A 23,490-nucleotide genomic window follows, 5' to 3' on the forward strand; every position below is an offset into this window, starting at 1 on the left:
CCCTTACGCCAGGCAGCGGAACAGGAGCGCCGGATCGCGGTCGGGATCGATACGCAATTTGATCCCGCCCCATTCGATGCGGGACTGTTCGCCGGTGAGCAGGTTTTCGAGTGTCGTCACATGGTGTCGCTGCCCGCCGACGTCAACGGTGACGTCGCCGAGCGGCAGCCAGCATTCGCGGATGTGGCGGGAGAGGGCGATCACGACGACGACGGTGTTGGCGGGCTCGGCCGCATCCTTGACGAAGGCGATGGTCTCGCCGTCTTCGACGCCGAGAAAACGCAGGTTCGCGGTTTGCTGAAGCGCGCCGTTGTCGTTGCGGATGCGGTTGAGGTCGGCAAGGTAGGACTTGATGTTGCCGGGCCTGTCCCAGTCGCGCTGCTTGATCTGGTACTTTTCGGAATCGAGATATTCCTCGCGGCCGGGGATCGCGTCGTGCTCCAGCAGCTCAAACCCGCTGTAGACGCTGTAACTGCCCGACAATGTCGCTGCCAGCGCAACGCGCGACTTGAACGCCCAGGCCTCACCGCTCTGGAGATGATAGGGCAGAAGGTCGGGCGTGTTGACGAACAGGTTCGGGCGCTGGAAGTCGCGTTCGGGATAACGCGTCAGCTCACCGAGATATTGCTCCAGCTCCGACCGCGAGGTGCGCCAGGGGAAATAGGTGAAGGACTGCGCAAAGCCGAGCTTGGCGAGGCCCTTCATCAGCTTCGGCCGTGCATAGGTCTTGGAGAACAGGATCACCTCTGGATGCCGGCGGCGGATGTCGCGGATCAGCCAATCCCAGAACGCCAGCGGCGCGGTGTCGTGGTTGTCGATGGCGAAGATGGTGACACCATGGTCGATCCAGAACAGCATGGCGTCGCGGAACGCATTCCACAGTCCGATGCGGTCGACCGAGGCGAAATCGGGGATGACGATGTCCGAATAGGCGCCATCTGCCGTCCGGACCGAACGGTCCGGCCGCCATTTGAACCATTCCGGATGCTGCGTCAGCCAGGGATGGTCCGGCGAGCATTGCACCGCGAAGTCGAGCGCGATCTCCAGGCCATATTCCAGGCAGGTCGCGACCAGTGCGCGAAAATCCTCGATGGTGCCGAGCTCGGGATGCAGCGCATCGTGGCCGCCCTCGGCGGCGCCGATCGCGTAGGGCGAGCCGGGCTCGCCTTCGCCGGCCGTTGGCGCATTGTTGCGGCCCTTGCGGCGGCTGTGACCGATCGGGTGAATCGGAGTGAAATAGAGCACGTCGAAACCCATCGCCGCGATATCAGGCACGCGGGCGATGCAGTCGCGGAGCGTGCCGTGCTGGCCGGGAATCCGGCTCTGGCTGCGCGGCATCATCTGATACCAGGCGCCAAATCGCGCTCGGTCGCGATCGACCGTCAGCGGGAAGGGCTGGGAGCGGGTCAGGTCGGGCCGCGACTGGCTCTCGGCCATGGCATCGCCGAGCTCGCTCGCAAGCAGCGAGGTGACATCGCCGGTCTGCAGATAATCCTCGCATTGCCTGACGATGACCGCGGCGGCAGCCTGCTGGGCGCCATGGGCCTTGGTCAGGAGGCCGGCGCCCTCGATCGCATCGAGGCTGACGTCGGCGCCGGCTCGCTGCTTGCGCAGGATCGAGTGGGACCAAGTGGCGAACTCGTCGGTCCAGGCCTCGATCGCGTAGACATACTGGCCCGGCTCTATCGGCGTGAAGGCGCCGGACCAGCGGTCATTGCCATGATGAATCATCGGTTCTTGCCGCCAGTCCCGGTCCTGCTCTGGGCGCCACAGCAGCGCGCTGCTGACCACGGCCTCGCCGTCGCGATAGACGTCAGCCCAGACCTCAACGCGCTCGCCCGCGATCCGCTTCACGGCGAAGCGACCGCCATCGATCGCGGGATAGACGTCTTCGATGAGGAAAGCGCTGCCGGCTGCGGCACTTTCGACAGTTTGAATTGTCTTGTTCACGGTGATGCCATTGACAAGAAAGCAGGGGCCCGTTTCCCTTGTCGGGAACCTACGCTTGATACCACTATAGAAAGCCGCTTGTGTGTCATTGGTTCCCTCGGGAACGGCAGGTGCGGCTCGTGAGTTACCCTTGACTAACGTCTTCCGTCGCCTCGTAAAAATCGATGCCCCCGGCCTTACAATGGCCTGCAAGCTGCGTGCCGAATGGATCTTTTAGCTCAAGCCCAGATCAAGGGCGTTCAGTCCGAATTCACCGATGCCCTCGGAAAGCTGCGGGTCACTGATCCCGTGGCTCTCAAATCCATCCTCGACGCCCTGCCAGAAAAGCGGGTGTACCGCTTCGTCAGCGGCCCGGTCGTGGTTCGGGCGCTTGGACACCCGCGCACGGAATTGGCGGCCGTCGGCGCGCCGCCGCTGAAATGGACATTGGCCGGAAACGGCAATGTGATCGCGCAGGGCGAGACGCGCGAGCCCGTGATCGCCTGGCCCGCCGGCCTGCCGCTCGGTTATCACCGCTTGACGCTGACCGATGCCAAGGGTGTGACGGAAGAGGTGCCGATGATCGTGGCGCCGGAGCGGGCCTTCGGCGGCGATTTCGACCGCGGCTGGCTGCTCGCTGTGCAGCTCTACAGCGTCCGTTCGGACCGCAACTGGGGCATCGGCGATTTCACTGATCTTGCGAATCTGGTGCGGCTCGCCAAGCAGCTCGGAGCCGACGGTGTCGGGCTCAATCCGCTGCACGTTCTGTTCGACGACCATCCGGCCGATTGCAGCCCGTATTCGCCCAACAGCCGGCTGTTCCTCAATCCGCTCTATATCGACGTCGAGGCCATTGCCGAATTCTCCGCGGACCTCGTGCCCGACGCGGCTGCGACCGCGGCCCGTCTGCGCGAAGGCGACCGCGTGCCCTATGCCGACATGGCCGCGCTGAAATGGCTGGCCCTGCGCGCCGCCTTCGACAGCTTCACGAAGAGCGCGAGCGGCGTCCGTCGCAACGCGTTCGACGCCTTCCGCGCCGAACGCGCGCCGCTGCTGTCGCGCTTTGCCTGTTTCGAGGTGTTGCGCCATCGCTTCAACGCGCCGTGGTGGGAATGGCCGCAGGAATGGCAGCAGCCGGACGAGGCCAAATGCGCCGAGCTTCGCAACGGTCCTGACAAGCGCGAGGTCGAATTCGTCGAATTCGTGCAGTGGACGGCGGACAGCCAGCTGCATGCGGCCAAGGAGCTCGCCAGCCAGCTCGGCATGCGGGTCGGGCTCTATCTCGACGTCGCCGTCGGCGTGCAGTCCAACGGCTTCGATGCCTGGAACGAGCAGATGGCGATCTCCCGTCATCTTGCCGTCGGCGCGCCGCCTGACGTGCTCAACACCATCGGCCAGGACTGGGGTCTTGCCGGCTTCAATGCTGGCGGTTTGGAAGCGCAATCCTTCGTGCCGTTCGCCGACATGCTCGCGGCCTCGATGCGCCATGCCGGCGCGATCCGGCTCGACCACGTGCTCGGCCTGAAGCGGCTTTATCTCGTGCCGCGCGGCTTCAAGCCGGACAATGGCGCCTATGTGCAGATGCCGTTCGAGGCGCTGCTGGGCGCGGTGGCACGCGAGAGCGCCGCCCACAAATGCATCGTGATCGGCGAGGATCTCGGCACCGTACCGGAAGGTTTCCGCGAGATGATGCAGGATTTCGGCATCTGGTCCTATCTGGTCATGATGTTCGAGCGTGACGAAGCCGGGCATTTCCGCAACGTCGACCATTACCGGCCCAATGCGCTGGTCACGCTGAACACGCATGATCTGTCGACCTATGCCGGCTGGCGCTCCTTCGGCGATCTCAAGATGAAGCGTTCGCTCGGGCTCGATCCCGGCGAGAACGACCAGGCGCGCTGGGATGCGCTCGGCGGGCTCGACGATATCCTGCGCCAGAACGGCATCAAGGCCAACGACCTTTATTCCGTGCTCGCCTTCCTGTCGCGCACGCCGTCGCGGCTGCTCGCGGTGTCGATGGAGGATCTCTTGGGCGTGATCGACCAGCCCAACATTCCCGGCACGATCGACGAGCACCCGAATTGGCGCCAGCGTCTTCCCGTCGCGCTCGACAAGATCGCGGCAAAGGTCGACCTCACGGCCTTGCGAGCGGCGACGCGGGAACGTTCGTTGCCCGGCGGCAGTTGATCGGCGAGGGCTTCCCAAGCTCGATTTCCAGGCTCGCAGGATATTGTCCCAGAGGATCGAAGACTACGCGCTGATCGGTGATTGCGAGACCGCGGCGCTGGTCGGGCGCGACGGCTCGATCGATTGGCTGTGCTGGCCGGCCTTCGATTCCGACGCCTGCTTTGCCGCCATCCTCGGCACCCACAAGAACGGCCGCTGGCTGATCGCACCGAGCGAGGACGTCACCGGGACGTCGCGCCGCTATCTCGGCGACACCCTCATCCTGGAAACGCGCATCGAGACCAGGAGCGGCGCCGTCGCGCTGATCGATTTCATGCCGCCGCGCGGCAAGGCGTCGGACATCGTGCGGTTGGTGCGCGGCCTCGAGGGCACCGTCAAGATGCGGATGGAGCTCGTGATCCGTTTCGGCTTCGGCGTGGACATTCCCTGGGTGCGGCGGATCGATCATTCCCTGATGGCGATCGCCGGCCAGGACATGACGGTGCTGCGCACGCCGGCGAAGACGCGCGGCGAGGATCTGACCACGGTCTCCGACTTCGAGGTGAAGGCCGGCGAGACCATGCCGTTCGTGCTGACCTATGGTCCCTCTCATCTCGCGCCGCCCGAGCCGATCGATCCGGAGGTCGCACTCGAGGAGACCGAAAAATTCTGGAAGGACTGGTGCGGCCATTGCACCCGCGACGGCGACTATCGCGAGCTGATCATGCGCTCGCTGATCACGCTCAAAGCGCTGACTTTCGGCCCGACCGGCGGCATCGTCGCGGCGCCCACCACGTCATTGCCCGAGAAGCTCGGGGGCAGCAGGAACTGGGACTACCGCTTCTGCTGGCTGCGCGATGCCACCTTCACGCTGCTGGCGCTGATGAACTCGGGCTATACCGAGGAAGCGTCGGCCTGGCACAATTGGCTGCTGCGCGCGGCGGCAGGCTCGCCGGCGAACATGCAGATAATGTACGGCATCTGGGGCCAGCGCCGGCTCCTGGAATGGGAGGCAGGCTGGCTCGACGGCTATGAGGGCGCAAAGCCCGTGCGCGTCGGCAACGCTGCGCATGCGCAGCTTCAGCTCGACGTTTATGGCGAATTGATCGACGCCTTCCACCAGTCGCGTATGGCCAAGCTCAAGCTCGACGAGGAAAGCTGGGCGCTGGAATGCGCCGTGCTCAATCATCTGGCCGAGGTCTGGGATCAGCCCGATCACGGCATCTGGGAGCGGCGCGGCGAACCCAAGCACTACGTGTTCTCCAAGGTCATGACCTGGGTCGCCTTCGACCGCGGCATCAAGAGCGCCGAGACCTTCGGCTTCAAGGCGCCACTGCTGCACTGGCGCGCCTTGCGCGAGGTCATTCATCGCGACGTCTGCAACAGGGGATTTGACGCGGAGGAGAATGCCTTCGTCGAATCCTACGGCTCGAAACTGCTCGATGCATCCGTGCTGCTGCTGCCGGCCGTCGGCTTCCTGCCGGCGGACGATCCGCGCATCCGCGGCACCATCGCCTCCGTCGAGGCCCGCCTGGTGCGCGACGGCTTCGTGCTGCGGCACGATCCGCGCGAGCTGCCTTCGGGACAGCCGCCGCTCGAAGGCGCGTTTCTGGCCTGCACGTTGTGGCTGGCCGATGCTCATGTACTGGCGGGCGATCTCGACAAGGCGCAAGTCTTGCTCGACCGCATAGCCGGCATCGCCAACGATGTTGGGCTCTTGGCCGAAGAATACGATTCCGTTGCCCGGCGCCAGACCGGAAATTTCCCGCAGGCGCTGACCCACATCGCGCTGATCAACACCGCGCATAATCTTTCGGCGGCGAGGCAGAAGAGCGAGAAGCCGGCGATGCAGCGGTCGAAGCAGTGACAGTGGGTGCCGCTACTGTATCCAGAGCGTAGGTGCACTCCCTCTCCCGCTTGCGGGGGAGGGCTGGGGTGGGGGTCTCTCCGCTGGCAAGAACCCCCAAGAGGAGAGAGCCCTCACCCGCCGCTCCGCGGCGACCTCTCCCGCAAGCGGGAGAGGTTGAAACACCTCAGCCCACCCCATTCCGTTTCAGGATCATCTCCATCGCCTCCGCAAAACCGTCCTGTTCGTTGCTCGCGGTGACGTTGGTCGCCTTGTCCTTGACGCTGTCGGTGGCATTGCCCATGGCGATCGAGGTGCCGCTGACGGCGAACATGGCGAGGTCGTTCTGCATGTCGCCGATGGTGGCGACCGCATCCAGGGAGATGCCGAGGCGCCTCGCCATCGCCTTGACGAAGGTACCCTTGTCGAAGCCGGGCGGGGTAATGTCGAGATAGTAAGTCTGCGAGCGCACCGCGGTGGCCTCGCTGCCGAGCGCTGACTGCATTGCCTTCTCGCAAGCCTCGAGGCCCGCTGCATCGGCGCTGGCGCCGACGATCTTGCAAGCGCGGGCAAGGTAGGGCGAGAAGTCGGTCACGATGGTCGGGTCGGCGCGGATCGTGTGCTGCTCATGGGCGACATAGCGTCCGCCAGGATTGTCGATCAGCCATTTGTCGGCGGTGAAGAGCCAGATGTCGGCGCCGAACTCGCGAAGGATTTGCAGGGATCGCTCGGCAGCGCCGGCGGGGATGAGGTGCTGCTCGACGGGCGTCATCTCGGGATCGATGATGGAGGAGCCGTTGAACGGGCCGACCGGCAGCCACAGCGCCAGCGGCTCGATCAGGAAGCGCATGCCGATGGCGGGGCGGCTGGACGTGATGGTGAAGCCGATGCCGGCCTTGTGCAGCCGCTGCACCGCGGACTTGGCGCGATCCGTCAGCGTCTTGTCCTTGGTCAGCAGCGTGCCGTCGACGTCGGACACCACGAGTGAGATTTGCGTCATGGCAGGACCTAACGTTCCTTTTGGCTCAGCGTTTCGCGCCGCCCAGTTTCAGTTGCCGCACGATGCCGTCGACGATCGCCTCCACGGTCTCGTCGATCGAGACGGTGATGACGTGCTCGCCGGTCTCGGGCGGCTCCAGCGTGTCGAACTGGCTCGTCAGCAGCCCGGGCGGCATGAAATGGCCCTTGCGCTGCGCGAGCCGTTCGGCGATCAGCTCTTTCGTGCCCTTCAGGAAGACGAAGCGGACATCGTCGCGCCCGCGCAGCAGCACGTCGCGATAGGTGTGTTTCAGGGCCGAGCAGGCGATGATGATGTGCCCGCCTTGTCCGCAGACCCGCCCGATCTCGTCGGCGATGGCGTTGAGCCAGGGCCAGCGGTCCTCGTCGGTGAGGGGATGGCCGGCCCGCATCTTCTCGACATTGCTGGCGGGATGGAAGCTGTCACCGTCCTCGAAGCGCCAGCCGAGCCGCTGGCCGAGCGCTTCCGCGATCGTGCTCTTGCCCGAGCCCGACACGCCCATCACGATCAATGCACAAGGTGCTTCAACGCGGCCCACGAATTTCCTCCGGAAGCGCGGCCCTGTCGACCAGCCAGACGGTCTCACCCTTCGAGCGCGCGCGTAATGCCGGCAGAGTCTCGCCATTGAGGAGGCGCGTCAAGATCGGTTGCTTGTCGTGGCCGGCAATCTCGAACAGCATTTCGTAGCACGAGGCGAGAGCGGGCAGGGTGAGCGAGACCCGCGGCACGAACGGCGCGACATTGGCTTTGGGGACGCCAACGACCCAGCGCTCGGTTTCCTCGATTTCGGGGAAGCCGGGAAACAGCGAGGCGGTGTGGCCGTCCGGCCCGGCGCCCATCAGGACGAGGTCGAACAGGGGGCGCGCCGGATCAAGGTTCTCGGCGCCGTAAAAGGCCCGCAGCTCGCGCGCATATGCCTCGGCGCTGCGATCGGGATTGTCGGCGGTGGTCGGGATCGGATGGACATGGCCGGAGGGCGCGTTGCGATCGAGAAACGTCGCGCGGGCGACCGCCATGTTGTTGAGCGGATCGCTCTCCGGGACGAAGCGCTCGTCACCGACGAACCAATGCACGCGCTCCCACGGGATCTTGCCGCGATACGCGTCGCTGCCGAGCAATTGATAGAGCTTCTTCGGGCTGGAGCCTCCGGTGAGGCAGATTGCGATGCGGCCGGGATTGGCGGCGATGCGCGCCATCACCCGCTCTGCCGCGGCCTGCGCCAGCGCCTCCGCATCGGCGGCAACGATCAGCTTTGGCTGTGCTGCGTCCGTCACGAAAACTTCCGCCAGCTTCGCCCGTCGCGCCGCAGCAGCTCGTCGGCACAGGCCGGCCCGTCGCTGCCGGCCTCATAGGTCTCGATGCCGTTGGTGCCCGCGCTCTTCCAGGCGTCCAGGAACGGCTGCACCGCCTGCCATCCGGCCTCGATGCCGTCGGCGCGCTGGAACAGGATGTTGTCGCCGATCATGCAGTCGTAGATCAACGTCTCGTAACCGGTCGAGGGATCGGCCTGGAAATAGTCGCCGTACTTGAATTTCATCTCGACGCCATCGATCGTGATGCTCGGCCCCGGGATCTTGGCGTTGAACTGCAGCTCGATGGTTTCGGTCGGCGCGATACCGATGGTGAGGAAGTTCTGCGACAGGCGGTCGACGTCGGTCCCCGAGAACATCGACAACGGCGCCTGCTTGAACTTGATCGCGACTTCGGTGCGCTTGTGGCCGAGCGCCTTGCCGGTACGCAGATAGAAGGGGACGCCGGCCCAGCGCCAATTGTCGATCATCAGCTTCAGCGCAACAAAGGTCTCGGTGGTGCTGCCGGGCTTGACGTCCTCGGTCTTGCGATAGTCCGGAACATCGTCGTCGCCGATGCGGCCTGAGAGATATTGCGCGCGGACCGAATTTTTCAGCGCATCCTCCCGGCTCGGCAGTTGGATCGACGTCAGCACCTCCGCCTTCTCGGAGCGGACCGAATGGGCGTCGAAGCGTGCCGGCGGCTCCATCGCGACCAGCGACATCAGCTGGAACAGGTGGTTCGGCACCATGTCGCGCAGCGCACCGGTGGCATCGTAGAAGCCGCCGCGATGGCCGACGCCGAGCTTCTCCTCGACCGTGATCTGGATGTGGTCGATGTGGTTGCGATTCCAGATCGGCTCGAACATGCCGTTGGCAAAGCGCAGCACCAGGATGTTCTGCACCGTCTCCTTGCCGAGATAGTGATCGATCCGGTAGATCTGGTGCTCGTCCATGATCTTCAGAAGTTCGGCGTTGAGCGCCTTGGCCGATGCGAGATCGGTGCCGAACGGCTTTTCGATCACGAGGCGGCGCCAGGCGCCGTTCTCCTTCATCATGCCGGTGCGGCCGAGTTCGCGCGCGGTCGGCGCGAACGCAGCCGGCGGCGTGGCGAGGTAGAACAGGCGGTTGCCGCCAGTCTCCTGCGCGCATTCCAAAGAATCCAGATGCTCGCGCAGGCGATCGAATGACGGCGGATCTTTGGGATCGGCCTCGACGAAAGTGACGCATTGCAGAAGTCGTTTGGCCGTGTCGTCGTCAATGGGACGCGTCGCGAACTGGCGCAGGCCCTTCATCAGGCTCTCGCGCAGCTCGTCGTCGGACTGGCTCTTGCGGGCCACGCCGACGACGCAGAATTTTTCAGGCAACAGGTGCTCGGCTGCCAGATTGTAGAGCGATGGCATCACCAGGCGGTGAGTGAGATCACCGGTCACACCAAAGATGACGAAGGCGCAATTTTCCGGCTTGCGCTTGGCTTGCGGGTCTTTTGTCACGAACGATTGGCCTTCGCTTGTTGCGTCTTATTTCGGCTTCGTCGCGCCCGGTTGCTTCGGCTCCTTGTGGCCGCCAAACCCCGCACGCATCGCAGAGAGAATTTTTTCGGCGAAGGTGTGTTCCCGCCGTGAACGGAAACGTGTGTAGAGCGCGGCGGTCAAGACTTCGGCCGGCACCGCCTCGTCGATCGCCGCATTCACGGTCCAGCGTCCTTCGCCGGAATCCTCGACGAAGCCGGAATATTCCGTGAGCTGCGGACTGTCGGCGAGCGCGGTCGAGGTGAGGTCGAGCAGCCAGGACGGGATCACGCTGCCGCGCCGCCACACTTCCGCAATGTCGGCGAGATCGAAATCGTAGCGATGATCCTGCGGCAAGGCGTCGATGTTCGCATTCTTGAGAATATCGAAACCCTCGGCATAGGCCTGCATCAGGCCGTATTCGATGCCGTTGTGGATCATCTTGACGAAGTGGCCTGCGCCGACGGGGCCGGCATGGATGTAGCCCTGCTCGATGCGGGGATCGCGGCCATCTCGCCCCTCCGTGCGCGGGATGTCGCCGGCGCCGGGCGCGAGCGCGGCGAAGATCGGATCGAGCCGGTCGACGACCTGCTTCTCGCCACCGATCATCATGCAATAGCCGCGGTCGAGACCCCAGACGCCGCCGGACGTGCCGACGTCGACATAATGGATGCCGCGCGCCTTCAGCGCCTTGCCGCGGCGGACGTCGTCCTGCCAGAAGGTATTGCCGCCATCGATGATGACGTCGCCTTCCTGCATCACCTTTGCGATCGTGTCGATCGTGGTCTCGGTGATGTGGCCGGCCGGCAGCATCACCCAGGCCGTGCGGGGACGCTCGAGCTTCGAGATGAACTCTTCGAGCGTCGCCGAGCCCACCGCGCCGTCGGCGGCAAGCCCGGCGACGGCCTTGGCGTCCTTGTCGTAGACCACGGTCGAATGTCCGTGGCGCATCAGGCGGCGAACGATGTTGCCGCCCATCCGGCCGAGGCCGATCATGCCGAGTTGCATTGGCGATATTCCTTAAGTGAGCGCGTCGGTGAGCGCGGCGTTCAGGGCCGCAAGACCCTTCTTGAGCCCGCCCTTGAGGTGGACGCGCAGCGCGCGCCGGCCCCGTTCGGTGAGCACGTCGAAATCGCCGCGCGCCTGCGCCGCCTTGATGACGCCGAAGCTGGCCTTCTGGCCCGGCACCGCCAGGTCCTTGGCATCGTCAGCGGTGATCTGGAGGAACACGCCGCTGTCGGGCCCGCCCTTGTAGGCCTGCCCCGTGGAGTGCAGGAAGCGCGGTCCGAACTCGGCGCAGGTCGCGACCCGGCGCTTCTCGCGCACCTCGAGCCGCATCGCCTGCAGCGCATCGATCGTAGCCTTGTCGCGGGCGACATAGCCGAGCAGGGCGACATAGTCGCCGTCGCCGGAGCGCGACAGGTGCGCCTTCAGCCATGAGGTGAGGTCGCCATTGGCGCCGGCGGCGCGCAGCGCCGTGGCATTGGCCTCGTCGGTGTAGAGATCGGCCTCATCCGTGCTGACCACCGGCTGCTCCTTCGGCAGCGCGCCGGTCTTCTCGAACGATGCCGTGAGCTCGCGGGTCTTGATCTTGGCCGCCTCTACGTCCGGCTGGTCGAACGGGTTGATGCCGAGGATCGAGCCGGCCACCGCCGTCGCCATCTCGAAGCGGAAGAACTCCTGGCCGAGATGATCAATCGACTTCATGACGATGCGCACGACGGGATGGCCCGCGGCCTCGATCCCGGCGAGAGCCGAGTCATGGGCGGCGTCCGCCTCGCCTTCGATGCGGATGTCGATGAAGAAGCGGTCGTTGCCGTAGACGGAGGGATCGCCCAGCGGCTCGCCCTCGATCGGGATCAGGCCCTTGCCTTCCTTGCCAGTCGATTCCGCGATCAGCTGTTCGGCCCAGGCCCCGAAATCGGCGATCTTCTTCGAGGCGAGGATCGTCACCTTGTCGCGGCCTTCGAGGCCGGCGAGGCCCATGGCAAGGCCAAGCTGCACGCCCGGGTTTTCACTCGGCGGCACGTCCGGTCCGCAGGAGCGGGCCATGGAGAGCGCATGCTTGACGAAGGTCTTGACGTCGATGCCGGCGGTCGCCGCCGGCACCAGGCCGAACGGCGACAGCACCGAATAGCGGCCGCCGATCGAGGGCTCGCCATGGAAGATGCGGGCATAGTTCAGCTTCTTCGCGGACTTCTCCAGCGACGAGCCCGGATCGGTCACCGCGATGAAGCGATGGCCGGTCTTCACCTTGGGCCCGACCGCCTTGGCAACCTGCTCGTGGAAATAGTCCTTCATCGCGTTCGGCTCGGTGGTGCCGCCGGACTTGCTGGACACGATGAACACGGTGCTGGCGATGTCGATCTTCGCTTCCATCGCCCGTACCTGCGCCGGGTCGGTGGAGTCGAGCACATGCAGCTTCGGGAAGCCGGGCTTCTTGCCGAAGGTCTCGGCCAGCACCTCCGGTCCGAGGCTCGATCCGCCCATGCCGAGCACGACGGCGTCGGAGAACTTCTGGCCTTTCACGCGGCCCGCATAGTCCTCGTAATCGGCGACGTCGGCCTTGGCGGCGCTGTCGAGCCAGCCGAGCCATTTGTTCTCGTCCGCGCCGGTCCAGACCGATTTGTCACGCTGCCAGAGCCGGCGGATCTTGGCGGAGGCGCGCCATTCCTCGGTGCTCTTGGTCACAGCCTTGCCGAGCTCGTCGCCGAGCGAAAGCTGCTGGCGGTCGATCGCGCTGCCGAGCACGGTGGCGCGCTTGTGGGCGACCGCGCCGTAGAGCTTGTCGGCGGCGTCCGCGAACAGCTTGACGCCGTCCTTGACCAGCTCCTCGGCGATGGCGTCAAGCGAGATGCCGGAACGCTCCAGCTCTTCCAGCACGCGGCGGGCGTCGTCGACGTTCTCTTCCAGGCTGTCGCGCGGCTTGCCGTGGTCGCGGAATGCATCTAGCGTCGCCGGCGGCACGGTGTTGATGGTGTCGGGGCCGATCAGCTCCTCGACATAGAGGACGTCGCTGTAGTCCTTGTTCTTGGTGCCGGTCGAGGCCCACAGCATGCGCTGCGGCCTCGCGCCCTTGGCGGCGAGCTTGTCCCAGCGGGGGCCGGAGAACAGGCGCTTGTAATCCTGATAGGCTATCTTGGCGTTGGCGATCGCGACCTTGCCCTTGAGGGCGGCAAGCCGCTCCTTCTCGGACGGGTCGTTGGCGCGGGCGATCTTGTCGTCGAGCTGCTTGTCGACGACGCTGTCGATGCGGCTGACAAAGAAGCTCGCGACGCTCGCGACATGCGAGGGGTCGCCGCCGCCGGCGACGTATTTTTCGAGACCGGCGATGTAGGCTTCGGCCACCTCGAGGTAGACCGACTTGGAGAACAGCAGCGTGATGTTGATGCTGATGCCGTCGCCGATCAGCGTCTCGATCGCCGGCAGGCCTTCCGGCGTCGCCGGCACCTTCACCATCAGGTTCTTGCGATCGACGTCCTTCCACAGCCGGCGGGCCTCGGCGACGGTGCCTGATGTGTCCATGGCCAGGTAGGGCGAGACCTCCAGGCTGACATAGCCGTCGCCGCCCTTGAGGCGGTCATAGACCGGGCGCAGCACGTCGGCGGCGTTCTGGATGTCCTCGATCGCGACGGCTTCGAACAGATCGGCCACGGTCCGGTCGCCGCGCTTCAGCGCCTTGCCGATCGGGGCGTCGTACTCGTCCGAGCTGCCGATCGCCTTCTCGAAGATCGAGGGGTTGGACGTGACGCCCTTGACGCCGTCGGTCTCGATCAGCCGCTTCAGGTCGCCCTTGGCGATGAAGCCGCGGGCGAGGAAGTCCAGCCAGACGGCCTGTCCGTGCTTTTCCAGTTCTTTGACGGGATTCATGGTGCTTATTTATCTCCAAGCCTGCGGACGAGGGGTTTCCGCGCCTGTCCTGACGCGCTATCCTCTAGCTTACATGCTCCCGGGAGGGAACCAATCAAGGGTACAGGTGTCATACCCTCCAGTGTAACTCCGTCGCGATCATGGCGATCCCGTCGGCAGTAGCCGGTGTTGCGTAAAAAGTCGTTGGCCGAGCGTTCGGCCGGGTCTGGTTGCGTAGCGTCGGCCACTGCTTTCTGCAGCTCTTGGCGACGCGGAGTGCTCGTCGGCGGATTTCGATCCGCCTGATGCATCATGGCTCGGCCGCGAATGGCCATGCTGGGGGAAAGCATGCACGCGCAATCTGACGGCCTTGCCTTCGCCGTCGCCAATGGTTCGTCACCGGCCGCGTCCGCCGGAGGTGTCGACGTATCCCATGATCTCGAAATCAGCCCATGTACCACCACGCTGCGGCTGCTGGTCGCGGCGGGCTTTGCCATGACCCTGGTCGGCGCGACCTTCGCCTTCGGCTGGTGGGATGGCCTTGGCGATTACGACACGATAGCCGGGGTCGCCGGCGTCGTGGTGTTCGCCTCCTTGACGATCCGGCTGATCTGGATGCTCCCGACCGAGCGGGGCGCGGTGGTGGTGGTCACCCCGTACGGCATCCGCGATCTCCGCATCGGCGATGAATTTCTGCCGTGGGACTCGTTTGCGGAGATTTCGGCTGAACAATGCCGCGGCCATAACATGATCGTGCTGACGCCGACGCCCGCCTTGCTGCGGCAGCTGCGCGGCATTCGCAATCTGGCCCGCTGCGTGGAGAACGATCGAATCGTGATCCGGTCGGAGGGGCTGGTGGCCGATTTTGAGACATTGCTGCGCGCTTGCCGCGACGCTCACGCAGCCAGTCTTCCGCACACTGCAATGCAGCAGGAAGATGAACGGGGCGCGCAAGGCTTCGCCGTACAAGCGTCATAAGATCGCCGCGCGCGGATCGCCCTATGTTGCGGTGCCGGAGAGAGGCGGCCCCGGTATCGCCCGGATGTGGCGAGCGAGTGACAAATTCTGGAAATGAGCGAAGATAGACAGAGATTCGCACAATTTACAGGCAGGTGCCTGTTCGTAATTCAACGAGTGCCTAGCTTGTGCGTTGCGTCGTGTCGGCACCCGGGTGTCCAATGATCGTCATGTGCTCACGCTGATTCGAGAAGCGGCCTGAGGAACGGTCCAGTAACTGCTTTCGTTTCAGCTTGTAGCGGAACTCACGCGGAGAGGGATCATGTACAACGATTCTCTATTCAACGCTTTCGCTCGGTCGTTCGAGGCGAGAAGCCAGCACGACATGTCGATGGCGGAATATCTGGAATCGTGTCGAAGCGATCCCATGAAATACGCAAACGCGGCCGAACGACTGCTAGCAGCGATCGGTGAACCTCAGACGATTGACACGGCCAAGGACCCACGCCTTGGCCGTATTTTTTTGAACCGCACGATCCGCACCTATCCGGCCTTCGCCGGCTTCTACGGCATGGAAGAAACCATCGAGCGCATCGTCGGTTTCTTTCGCCACGCGGCGCAGGGACTGGAAGAGCGCAAGCAGATCCTCTACCTGCTCGGGCCGGTCGGCGGCGGCAAGTCTTCGCTGGCCGAGCGGTTGAAGTCGCTGATGGAAGTGCATCCGATCTACGTGCTCAAGGCCGGCGACGAGCTCTCGCCGGTGTTCGAGAGCCCGCTCAGCCTGTTCGATCCCGATCAGCTCGGCCCGATGCTGGAAGAGAAATACGGCATTCCGCGCCGGCGTCTCACCGGCTTGATGAGCCCATGGTGCTACAAGCGGCTGGAAGCCTTCGGCGGCGACATCTCCCAGTTCCGCGTCGCCAAGATCCAGCCGTCGCGGCTGCGCCAGATCGGGATCGCCAAGACCGAGCCAGGTGACGAGAACAACCAGGACATCTCTTCGCTAGTCGGCAAGGTGGACATCCGCAAGCTCGAGACCTACGCGCAGAACGATCCCGACGCCTACAGCTATTCCGGCGGCCTCAACCGCGCCAACCAGGGCGTGCTCGAGTTCGTCGAGATGTTCAAGGCGCCGATCAAGATGCTGCATCCGTTGCTCACCGCGACGCAGGAAGGCAACTACATCGGCACCGAGAACATCGGCGCGATCCCGTTCACGGGCGTCATCCTGGCGCACTCCAACGAGGCGGAGTGGGCGAGCTTCAAGTCCAACAAGAACAACGAAGCCTTCATCGACCGCATCTGCGTGATCAAGGTGCCTTACTGCCTGCGGATCACGGAAGAGCAGAAGATCTACGAGAAGCTGATCCAGGGCTCCGAGCTCGCCTCGGCGCCCTGCGCACCCTCGACCCTGGAGACGCTGGCGCGGTTCTCGGTGATGTCGCGCCTGCGCAAGCACGAGAACTCCACGGTGTTCGCCAAGATGCGGGTCTACGACGGCGAAAGCCTGAAGGAATCCGATCCGAAGGCGCGCAGCGTGCAGGAATATCGCGATGCCGCCGGCGTCGACGAGGGCATGGACGGCGTCTCCACCCGCTTTGCCTTCAAGATCCTGGCCGCCACCTTCAACCACGATCCGCAGGAGGTCGCCGCTGACGCCGTGCATCTGATGTACGCGCTGGAGCAGTCGATCCGCCGCGAGCAGCTGCCCGAGGAGGTCGAGAAGCGCTATCTCGAATTCATCAAGGCGGACCTCGCGCCGCGCTACGCCGAGTTCATCGGCAACGAGATCCAGAAGGCTTATCTGGAATCCTACTCGGATTACGGCCAGAACCTGTTCGACCGGTACGTCGACTATGCCGACGCCTGGATCGAGGACCAGGACTTCAAGGATCCCGACACCGGCCAGCTGCTCGATCGCGAACTTTTGAACCAGGAATTGACGAAAATCGAGAAGCCGGCGGGCATTGCCAACCCCAAGGACTTCCGCAACGAGGTGGTCAAATTCTCGTTACGCTCCCGCGCCCAGAACGGCGGCAAGAATCCGACCTGGACGTCCTACGAGAAGATTCGCGACGTGATCGAAAAGAGGATATTCTCGCAAGTCGAGGACCTGCTTCCGGTCATCTCCTTCGGATCGAAGAAGGACGGCGAGACGGAGAAGAAGCACGGCGAGTTCGTCGCACGCATGGTGGAGCGTGGCTACACCGAGCGTCAGGTTCGCCGGCTCGTCGAATGGTACATGCGCGTGAAGCAGGCCGGTTGAGGCGGAATGGGAGGCGAATGGTAAAGTGCCCATTCACATTATTGACAGGCGCCTGAATCCGGGCGGCAAGAGTCTTGAGAATCGCCAGCGGTTCTTGCGTCGGGCCAAATCCCTGGTGCAGGGCGCCGTCAAGAAGACCTCGCAGGAACGCGACATCAAGGACGTCCTGGAGGGGGGCGAGGTCACGATCCCCCTCGACGGCATGCACGAGCCGCGCTTCCGCCGCGAAGGCGGAACGCGGGACATGGTGTTGCCCGGCAACAAGAAGTTCATCGAGGGCGATTATCTCCAGCGCTCCGGCCAGGGCAGCGCCAAGAATTCAGGTCCGGGCGAAGGCGACGGCGAGGACGCGTTCCGCTTCGTGCTCTCCCGCGACGAGTTCGTTGATCTCTTCCTCGATGATCTCGAGCTGCCTGACCTCGCCAAGCGCAAGATCGCGCAGACCGAGAGCGAGGGCATCATGCGGGCCGGCTACACCACCTCGGGCTCGCCCGCCAACATCTCGGTGAGCCGCACGGTGCGGCTCGCGCTCGCCCGCCGCATCGCGCTCAAGCGTCCGCGCAAGGACGAGATCGAGGAGCTGGAGGCCGCGATCGCCGCCTGCACCGACGAAGACGAGCGCGAGCTGCTGCTCGCCCAGCTCGAAAGGCTGAAGGCGAAGACGAAGCGTATTCCCTTCATCGATCCGCTCGACATCCGCTACCGCCGCTACGAGAAGGTGCCGCGGCCGGTGGCGCAGGCCGTGATGTTCTGCCTGATGGACGTCTCCGGCTCGATGTCCGAGCACATGAAGGACCTCGCCAAGCGCTTCTATATGCTGCTCTACGTGTTCCTGAAGCGCCGCTACAAGCATGTCGAGATCGTCTTCATCCGCCACACCGATCGCGCCGAGGAAGTCGACGAGCAGACCTTCTTCTACGGCCCGGCTTCGGGCGGCACGCTGGTCTCCAGCGCGCTGCAGGCGATGCACGAGATCGTGCGCGAGCGCTTCAGTCCCGCGGACTGGAATATCTATGCCGCGCAGGCCTCCGACGGCGACAATTCCTATTCCGACGGCGAGCTCACCGGCATGCTGCTGACCGACAAGATCCTGCCGGTCTGCCAGTTCTTTGCCTATCTCGAGGTCGGGGAATCCGGCGGCAGCGCCTTCGATCTCTCCGACTCCTCGCTCTGGAGCCTCTACGAGCGCCTGCGCAACAGCGGCGCACCGCTGTCGATGCGCAAGGTCTCTGAGCGCAGCGAGATCTTCCCGGTGTTCCACGATTTGTTCCAGCGCCGCGAAACTGCTCAGGAGAAAGCCGCTCCATGACGGAACGATTGTTCGAAGGCGCCGATTGGGATTTCCACACCTTGCAGCGCATCACCGATGCCTGCGAGACGGTGGCTTTGAAGGATCTCGGGCTCGACGTCTATCCGAACCAGATCGAGGTCATTACCGCCGAGCAGATGCTGGACGCCTATTCGTCCGTCGGAATGCCGCTGTTCTACAAGCACTGGTCGTTCGGCAAGCAATTCGCCTATCACGAGGCGTCCTATCGCAAGGGTCTGATGGGCCTCGCCTATGAGATCGTGATCAACTCTTCGCCGTGCATCTCCTACCTGATGGAGGAGAACACGGCGACGATGCAGACGCTGGTGATCGCGCACGCTGCCTTCGGCCACAACCATTTCTTCAAGAACAACTATCTGTTCAAGCAGTGGACAGATGCGGAAGGGATTCTGGATTATCTCGACTTCGCCAAGAACTATGTCATGCAGTGCGAGGAACGCTACGGCCGCATCGAGGTCGAGCGGACCCTCGATGCAGCGCACGCCCTGATGTCGCACGGCATCGATCGCTATCCCGGCAAGAAGACGCTGGATTTGCGCGCCGAGGAGAAGCGGGCAGGGCGACGCCGCCAGCACGAGGAGGAGGTCTTCAACGACCTCTGGCGCACCGTGCCGGCGGGCAAGAGCAAGACCCGGTCCGCGCTCAGCATCGAACGGCGCCGCAAGCTGCTCGGCCTGCCGCAGGAGAACCTGCTCTATTTCCTGGAGAAGAGCGCGCCGCGGCTGGCGCCCTGGCAGCGCGAGCTGCTGCGCATCGTCCGCCACATCGCGCAATATTTCTATCCGCAGAGCCAGACCAAGGTAATGAACGAGGGGACGGCGACCTACGTCCACTATCGCATCATGACCGAGCTGCATCGGCAGGGCCGCATCACCGACGGCAACTTCCTTGAATTCCTGGGATCTCACACCAACGTGGTGTTCCAGCCCGAATTCGACGATCCGCGCTTCTCCGGCTTCAATCCCTATGCGCTCGGCTTTGCGGTGATGCAGGACATCGAGCGCATCGTCACCAATCCCGAGGGCGAGGACCGCGAGTGGTTCCCCGACATCGCCGGCAAGAACGACGTGATGGGGGTGCTGCGCGACGTCTGGGCGAATTATCGCGACGAGAGCTTCATTGCGCAGTTCCTGAGCCCGACCTTGATGCGCAAATTCCGCATGTTCCATCTGCACGACGATCCCGAGGAGCGCGCCGGCATCAGGGTCGACGCCATCCACGACGAGCGCGGCTTTCGTCGCGTCCGGCGCGAGCTCGCGCGTCAACACGATGTCGGCTACATCGACGCCAATATCGAGGTGGTCGACGTCGATCTCTCCGGCGACCGCCGCCTGATCCTGCATCACCACGTCATCAAGGGCTCGCAGCTCAACGAGACCGACGCCAAGCGGGTGCTCCAGCATCTTGCCGATCTCTGGACCTACGACGTCTCGCTGATCGAAGTCGACGCCAACGACAAGGTTCTGCGCGAATACGTCGTCAGCCCGCGCCCGATCCCGGCCGCGGTGGCCTGAGGGCGGCCCCCAGCTTCTGAAGCTGAGACACTTTGCTCGCGGCCCATCCTTCGAGACGCCCGCCTTCGGCGGGCCCTCAGGATGAGGACGGAGTGTGGACAACAATTCAAGAATCCAGAGATGCTGGTAAGCCTTATCCCGAGGAGACCGCGGAGCGGTCGTCTCGAAGGACGAGGCGCTTGCTCCGGCCGCCACCAGGAATTCAAAGAGTCCTACGCCGGCCGCTTCTTCGCCGGCTTCTTCTTAGCTGCGTTCAGCTCGATCGCCGCGCGGATCAGCGCCTTCAACGCCTTCTCGTTGATCTTCTCGCCCTGGCGGATATCGATCGCGCGCCGCACATTGCCGTCGAGGCTGGAGTTGAACAGGCCGGCCGGATCGGCCAGCGCCGCGCCCTTGGCAAAGGTCAGCTTCACCACTTCCTTGTAGGTCTCGCCGGTGCAGATGATGCCGTCGTGCTCCCACACGGGCACGCCGCGCCATTTCCATTCCTCGACGACCTCAGGATCGGCCTCCCTAATCAGGCCGCGGACCCGCGCCAGCATCTCGCCGCGCCAGTCGCCGAGCTCCTTGATCCGGCCATCGATCAGCTTGGCAGGCGAGGCTCCCTCCGCCGGCTTCGTCGCGCTCGTCTTCGCCACCGCCTTCTTCATGACCTTGCCTCGCCCCGCACGTCGCGCCGGCCGAGATAAGGCAGTGCGAACAGATACAGGCCAGTCGCAAGCAGCGGGATCAGCGGCACGAGCGCCAGGAAGCCGATCCAAGCGGCATCGAGCTGCATGATCATGGCGACGATGTTGGCGATCACCGCGATGGTGAAGGCCATGGACAGCCAGCGATGGGTTTGTCGAATCCACATGGTCAACGGATCTCCCTTGCAATGATCGAAACGGACGTGCTCACGCGGCTCGCGCCAGCAACTCGTCCAGCTTGGCCAAAAACTGCTTCCAGCCGGCATGCGCGCCGCCGAAGGCTTGCTTCTGCGTCGGGCTGAAGCCGGCCTGTTCGACGCGCAGATGCGTGCCGGCGCTGGTTGGTGTCAGCGTGAAGGTGACGACGCTTCTGAGATCGAACGCGGCGTCCGCATGCGAGAAATTCCAGGTGTAGGCGAGCGTCTTCTGCGGCTCGATGGTGAGCACCTCGCAGTCCAGCACGCCGCCCCATTCGCCGCGCAGATTGAATCTGTGGCCGACATCAGGCTTGAAGTCGTTCTTCATCAGCCATTCCTCGATCAGATGCGGCTGCGTCAGCGCGCGCCAGAGCCGCTCGGCCGGAAAGGCAAATTCGCGCTCGACGACCACCGAGCGTGTTTCGGTCGCGGGTCCGGTCATTGGTCCATCCTCTTCAGGAGATCGTCGAGTGCATCGAGCCGTTTCTGCCAGAACGAGGCCATCTGGCTGGTCCAGTCGATCAGCGGATTGAGCGCGCCGGGCTGCGCGCTGTAATGGGTCTGGCGTCCCTCATGGCGGTCGCGCACGAGGCCGGCCTGCTTCAGGGCGCCCAGATGTTTCGACACCGCCGGCTGCGACACCCCGGATCGCGCGGTCAGCGCCCCGACCGTCTGCTCGCCCTCCCGGCACAGCCGTTCGAAAATGGCCCGCCGCGTGGGGTCGGCAAGCATCCTGAACAGCAGATCGGGGGCGGCAGACATGGGAAATCCATAACCGAAAAGTTATGGATTAATTCATAACCGCAGAGTTATGGATAAGTCAAGTACGAGGGGAAGAATAGTCTTTGGCTGGCGCAGCCCTCTCGACGTCATTGCGAGGAGCTCTTGCGACGAAGCAATCCAGACTGTCTCCGCGGAAGGATTCTGGATTGCTTCGCTGCACTCGCAATGACGGCGGAGAGGGCGATGCCTCTCCCAGCCTTCACGGCCGAAGATACAAATAGCCCTGCGACTGCAGCTCGGCCAACCTGACCACGCCGCCTTTTTCCGCGCTGACAAAACCCGGCAGCAGCTCCTTCAGCGAGACGTTCTGCGCCTTCATCGTATTGCCGCAGGCGGCGAGTTCGACGCCGTCCTTGGAGAATTCACCGACACGCTTGCTGAGATCGGGGTTGGCCTGGCCAGCGTGAAATGCCTTCAGCGCCGGGCCGTGGATCACCAGCGCGATCGTGACGTGCTCGGGGCCGCCGACGCCGTCGATGTGGTTCTGGATATTGCCGAGCACGAAATTGACCTTCTCGGCGTCGCTGAGATGATAGACGACCTTCAGCTTGTCGGTGCTGCCCGTTTCCGTCGCGGCCTTTGCGCGGGAGGCGCCGAGCGCGGCGCCAAGAGCTGTGCCAAGGGTCGAGACGGCGGTCCACAGGATGTTGCGGCGGTTCATGGCGATCTCCTCCACTCAGCCCGACTTCGCCGAGAGGCATATCATTTGTGGCGCAGCGCCGCGAGCTCCTTGCGGTCGGTCACGAGCGAGGCGCACTCGCTGGTGTCGGTGCGGCCGAGCCTGAAGATCTTGTCGTCGGCGCCGGCGACCAGCGCATGCTCGGCCTCGTCGTCCGGCTTGTTGTTCTGCCAGACCCTGATCTGCTGCAGCCGGACGATGGCAGACTTGTTGTCCTTGGACAGCGCCACTTCGATCCCGCCGCCCTCGCAGTCGACGCCGCAGCCCATGCGGACTTCGTCGCCCTGGCTCAGCAGCACCGCGTGGCTGCCGCACGACCCGCTGGAGTCGAAATCGCCGCTGCGATGGCGATAGCGGAAACCCATGCGGAAGGAGTTGTGCAGCTGCTTGTCTTCCTTGTCGGTCTCCGCCGAGACCAGCAGCTTCATCGCGGCGACCTTCTGCTTGGGATGACGCGCCAGATGTTCGGAATCGTAACGGCGGACGAAGCAGGCATAGGCCTTGTCGCCCGGCGTGCCCGCATAGACCCGGGCCGTGAAGGCGTCGGCCTCGGCCTTGGTGGTCTCCCGGACCTTGTCGGCCTCATCGGCATGGGCGGTGCCGACCAAGGCGGAGAGGGCGAGCGGCAGGACAAGGGCAAGCTTCATGATCGCACCCGGACGTTTTTACAGTGGCCGGCCCGCACAGCAGGGGAGCCGACTGGCGGTTAGTCGCAGCCGGCGAGAGGCGCGTTCAAGCGCGGCGGCCCGCCTTGCCGGCAGCCTCGCGCAAGGTTCCAGCCTTAAAGGTTTGGCAGGATGAGGGTCGGTAAACCCCTGGTTGTTGCAGATGACTGGTGGCGGTCAAGATGTCCGTAAGTCAGAACTTGCCCAACCTTGCGGTTGGCTATTCGGTGCCGCGGCTCTTGAAGATGCTGGCCGGCGGCGTGCTGCTGACGCTGCTGTGCGCCGCTGTCGCGTTCAACTGGTTTCACGTCAAGACGCTCTCCGAATTCCAGATCGTGGCCTGCTATATCGGTGTCGCGCTGTTCGGGTTCATCACCTGCAGGACGCTTTGGCGGCTGCTCTCCAGCAGGCAACCGGTCCTCTTCATCACCCGCGTCGGAATTCGCGACACCCGCATCGCCGATGACACCATTTCCTGGAGGTCCGTGCGCGACATCTCGGCCTGGCAGTATCGCAATCAGGTGATCGTGGTGCTCAAGCTCGACCCGATGGTCGCCAATCGTTTCGACGTCGGCCTGCTGAAGCGCATCGTCTCGTTGATGAACAAGGCGATCGGCGCCGAGGGCGTGCTGGTCAATCCCGGCGGCCTCACCATGGACGGCGAAACGCTGCTCGAGACCTGCAAGCAATATTGGAAGGCCGGCCGTCTGGCCTATACGGCCCGTCCCGCCACCGAGCCCGAACCCGCCCATTAGGGCAGTGCCGCGAGGTGGGCAAAGACGCAGCGCGCCGTGCCCACCGC

General features: G+C 64.2%; 20 protein-coding genes. 7 read left to right on the plus strand and 13 right to left on the minus strand.

The genetic code is table 11. The features are described from left to right. Positions 1–3: 3 nt before the first annotated feature. Positions 4–1,950 carry a maltotransferase domain-containing protein gene (locus QRQ56_RS28455; RefSeq protein ID WP_438744495.1) on the minus strand — a complete coding sequence of 649 codons (1,947 nt, stop codon included), beginning with the start codon at positions 1,948–1,950 and terminating at the stop codon, positions 4–6. A 204-nt stretch (positions 1,951–2,154) separates the two neighbouring features. On the opposite strand from QRQ56_RS28455, the gene malQ reads away from it, so the two are divergent. Continuing rightward, the gene (gene malQ, locus QRQ56_RS28460) at positions 2,155–4,116 is read left to right on the plus strand and encodes a 4-alpha-glucanotransferase (RefSeq protein ID WP_438744496.1); all 1,962 of its coding nucleotides are present in this window, start codon (positions 2,155–2,157) and stop codon (positions 4,114–4,116) included. A 43-nt stretch (positions 4,117–4,159) separates the two neighbouring features. Beyond that, complete coding sequence (locus QRQ56_RS28465; protein WP_438744497.1) at positions 4,160–5,962, plus strand: glycoside hydrolase family 15 protein; 1,803 nt, start codon at positions 4,160–4,162, stop codon at positions 5,960–5,962. A 166-nt stretch (positions 5,963–6,128) separates the two neighbouring features. On the opposite strand, the gene QRQ56_RS28470 is transcribed toward QRQ56_RS28465, so the two are convergent. Genes QRQ56_RS28470 through QRQ56_RS28495 form a run of 6 tightly spaced genes read right to left on the minus strand, consistent with a single transcriptional unit; the run spans position 6,129 to position 13,629 of the window. Beyond that, the gene (locus tag QRQ56_RS28470; RefSeq protein WP_438744498.1) at positions 6,129–6,941 is read right to left on the minus strand and encodes an HAD family hydrolase; all 813 of its coding nucleotides are present in this window, start codon (positions 6,939–6,941) and stop codon (positions 6,129–6,131) included. A 25-nt stretch (positions 6,942–6,966) separates the two neighbouring features. Continuing rightward, positions 6,967–7,497, minus strand: coding sequence for a gluconokinase (locus tag QRQ56_RS28475; protein ID WP_438744499.1), 531 nt, complete (start codon positions 7,495–7,497; stop codon positions 6,967–6,969). Then, a complete protein-coding gene (gene pgl / locus QRQ56_RS28480) occupies positions 7,484–8,233 on the minus strand; it encodes a 6-phosphogluconolactonase (RefSeq protein WP_438744500.1) in 750 nt (249 codons plus the stop codon). Before pgl ends, QRQ56_RS28475 begins: the two co-directional genes overlap by 14 nt. Next, positions 8,230–9,741 (minus strand): glucose-6-phosphate dehydrogenase, encoded by a 1,512-nt coding sequence (gene zwf / locus QRQ56_RS28485; protein ID WP_438744501.1) that lies wholly within the window; start codon positions 9,739–9,741, stop codon positions 8,230–8,232. Before zwf ends, pgl begins: the two co-directional genes overlap by 4 nt. Positions 9,742–9,768: 27 nt before the next feature. After that, complete coding sequence (gene gnd / locus QRQ56_RS28490) at positions 9,769–10,767, minus strand: phosphogluconate dehydrogenase (NAD(+)-dependent, decarboxylating) (RefSeq protein WP_438744502.1); 999 nt, start codon at positions 10,765–10,767, stop codon at positions 9,769–9,771. 12 nt (positions 10,768–10,779) lie between these two features. Further along, the gene (locus tag QRQ56_RS28495) at positions 10,780–13,629 is read right to left on the minus strand and encodes a bifunctional transaldolase/phosoglucose isomerase (RefSeq protein WP_438744503.1); all 2,850 of its coding nucleotides are present in this window, start codon (positions 13,627–13,629) and stop codon (positions 10,780–10,782) included. A 306-nt stretch (positions 13,630–13,935) separates the two neighbouring features. Here QRQ56_RS28495 and QRQ56_RS28500 point away from each other — a divergent pair, with 306 nt between their 5' ends. The 4 genes from QRQ56_RS28500 (at position 13,936) to QRQ56_RS28515 (ending at position 19,675) form a co-directional block, all read left to right on the plus strand. Continuing rightward, positions 13,936–14,586, plus strand: a complete 651-nt coding sequence (locus tag QRQ56_RS28500; protein ID WP_438744504.1) for a hypothetical protein — start codon at positions 13,936–13,938, stop codon at positions 14,584–14,586. Between the two features lie 301 nt (positions 14,587–14,887). Then, positions 14,888–16,831: a PrkA family serine protein kinase gene (locus QRQ56_RS28505; RefSeq protein WP_438744505.1), complete on the plus strand. Its 1,944-nt coding sequence runs from the start codon at positions 14,888–14,890 to the stop codon at positions 16,829–16,831. 31 nt (positions 16,832–16,862) lie between these two features. Next, positions 16,863–18,140, plus strand: a complete 1,278-nt coding sequence (locus QRQ56_RS28510) for a YeaH/YhbH family protein (protein WP_438744611.1) — start codon at positions 16,863–16,865, stop codon at positions 18,138–18,140. Next, positions 18,137–19,675, plus strand: a complete 1,539-nt coding sequence (locus QRQ56_RS28515) for a SpoVR family protein (protein ID WP_438744506.1) — start codon at positions 18,137–18,139, stop codon at positions 19,673–19,675. The genes QRQ56_RS28510 and QRQ56_RS28515 overlap by 4 nt, the downstream gene beginning before the upstream one ends. 212 nt (positions 19,676–19,887) lie before the next feature. Here QRQ56_RS28515 and QRQ56_RS28520 read toward each other — a convergent pair whose 3' ends face one another. The 6 genes from QRQ56_RS28520 to QRQ56_RS28545 form a co-directional block, all read right to left on the minus strand. After that, the gene (locus tag QRQ56_RS28520) at positions 19,888–20,325 is read right to left on the minus strand and encodes a DUF1801 domain-containing protein (RefSeq protein ID WP_438744507.1); all 438 of its coding nucleotides are present in this window, start codon (positions 20,323–20,325) and stop codon (positions 19,888–19,890) included. Beyond that, complete coding sequence (locus tag QRQ56_RS28525; RefSeq protein WP_438744508.1) at positions 20,322–20,531, minus strand: hypothetical protein; 210 nt, start codon at positions 20,529–20,531, stop codon at positions 20,322–20,324. Before QRQ56_RS28525 ends, QRQ56_RS28520 begins: the two co-directional genes overlap by 4 nt. A gap of 40 nt (positions 20,532–20,571) precedes the next feature. Beyond that, positions 20,572–21,003, minus strand: a complete 432-nt coding sequence (locus QRQ56_RS28530; RefSeq protein WP_438744509.1) for an SRPBCC family protein — start codon at positions 21,001–21,003, stop codon at positions 20,572–20,574. Next, a complete protein-coding gene (locus QRQ56_RS28535; protein WP_438744510.1) occupies positions 21,000–21,323 on the minus strand; it encodes an ArsR/SmtB family transcription factor in 324 nt (107 codons plus the stop codon). Before QRQ56_RS28535 ends, QRQ56_RS28530 begins: the two co-directional genes overlap by 4 nt. Positions 21,324–21,543: 220 nt before the next feature. After that, positions 21,544–22,005: a DsrE family protein gene (locus QRQ56_RS28540; RefSeq protein WP_438744511.1), complete on the minus strand. Its 462-nt coding sequence runs from the start codon at positions 22,003–22,005 to the stop codon at positions 21,544–21,546. 41 nt (positions 22,006–22,046) lie between these two features. Further along, on the minus strand, positions 22,047–22,670 hold the full coding sequence (locus QRQ56_RS28545; RefSeq protein WP_438744512.1) for a hypothetical protein: 624 nt from the start codon (positions 22,668–22,670) through the stop codon (positions 22,047–22,049). A gap of 200 nt (positions 22,671–22,870) precedes the next feature. On the opposite strand from QRQ56_RS28545, the gene QRQ56_RS28550 reads away from it, so the two are divergent. After that, positions 22,871–23,443, plus strand: a complete 573-nt coding sequence (locus QRQ56_RS28550) for an STM3941 family protein (RefSeq protein ID WP_438744513.1) — start codon at positions 22,871–22,873, stop codon at positions 23,441–23,443. Positions 23,444–23,490 lie beyond the last annotated feature (47 nt).

Source organism: Bradyrhizobium sp. U531 (assembly GCF_051710265.1).
Taxonomy (GTDB): Bacteria; Pseudomonadota; Alphaproteobacteria; order Rhizobiales; family Xanthobacteraceae; genus Bradyrhizobium.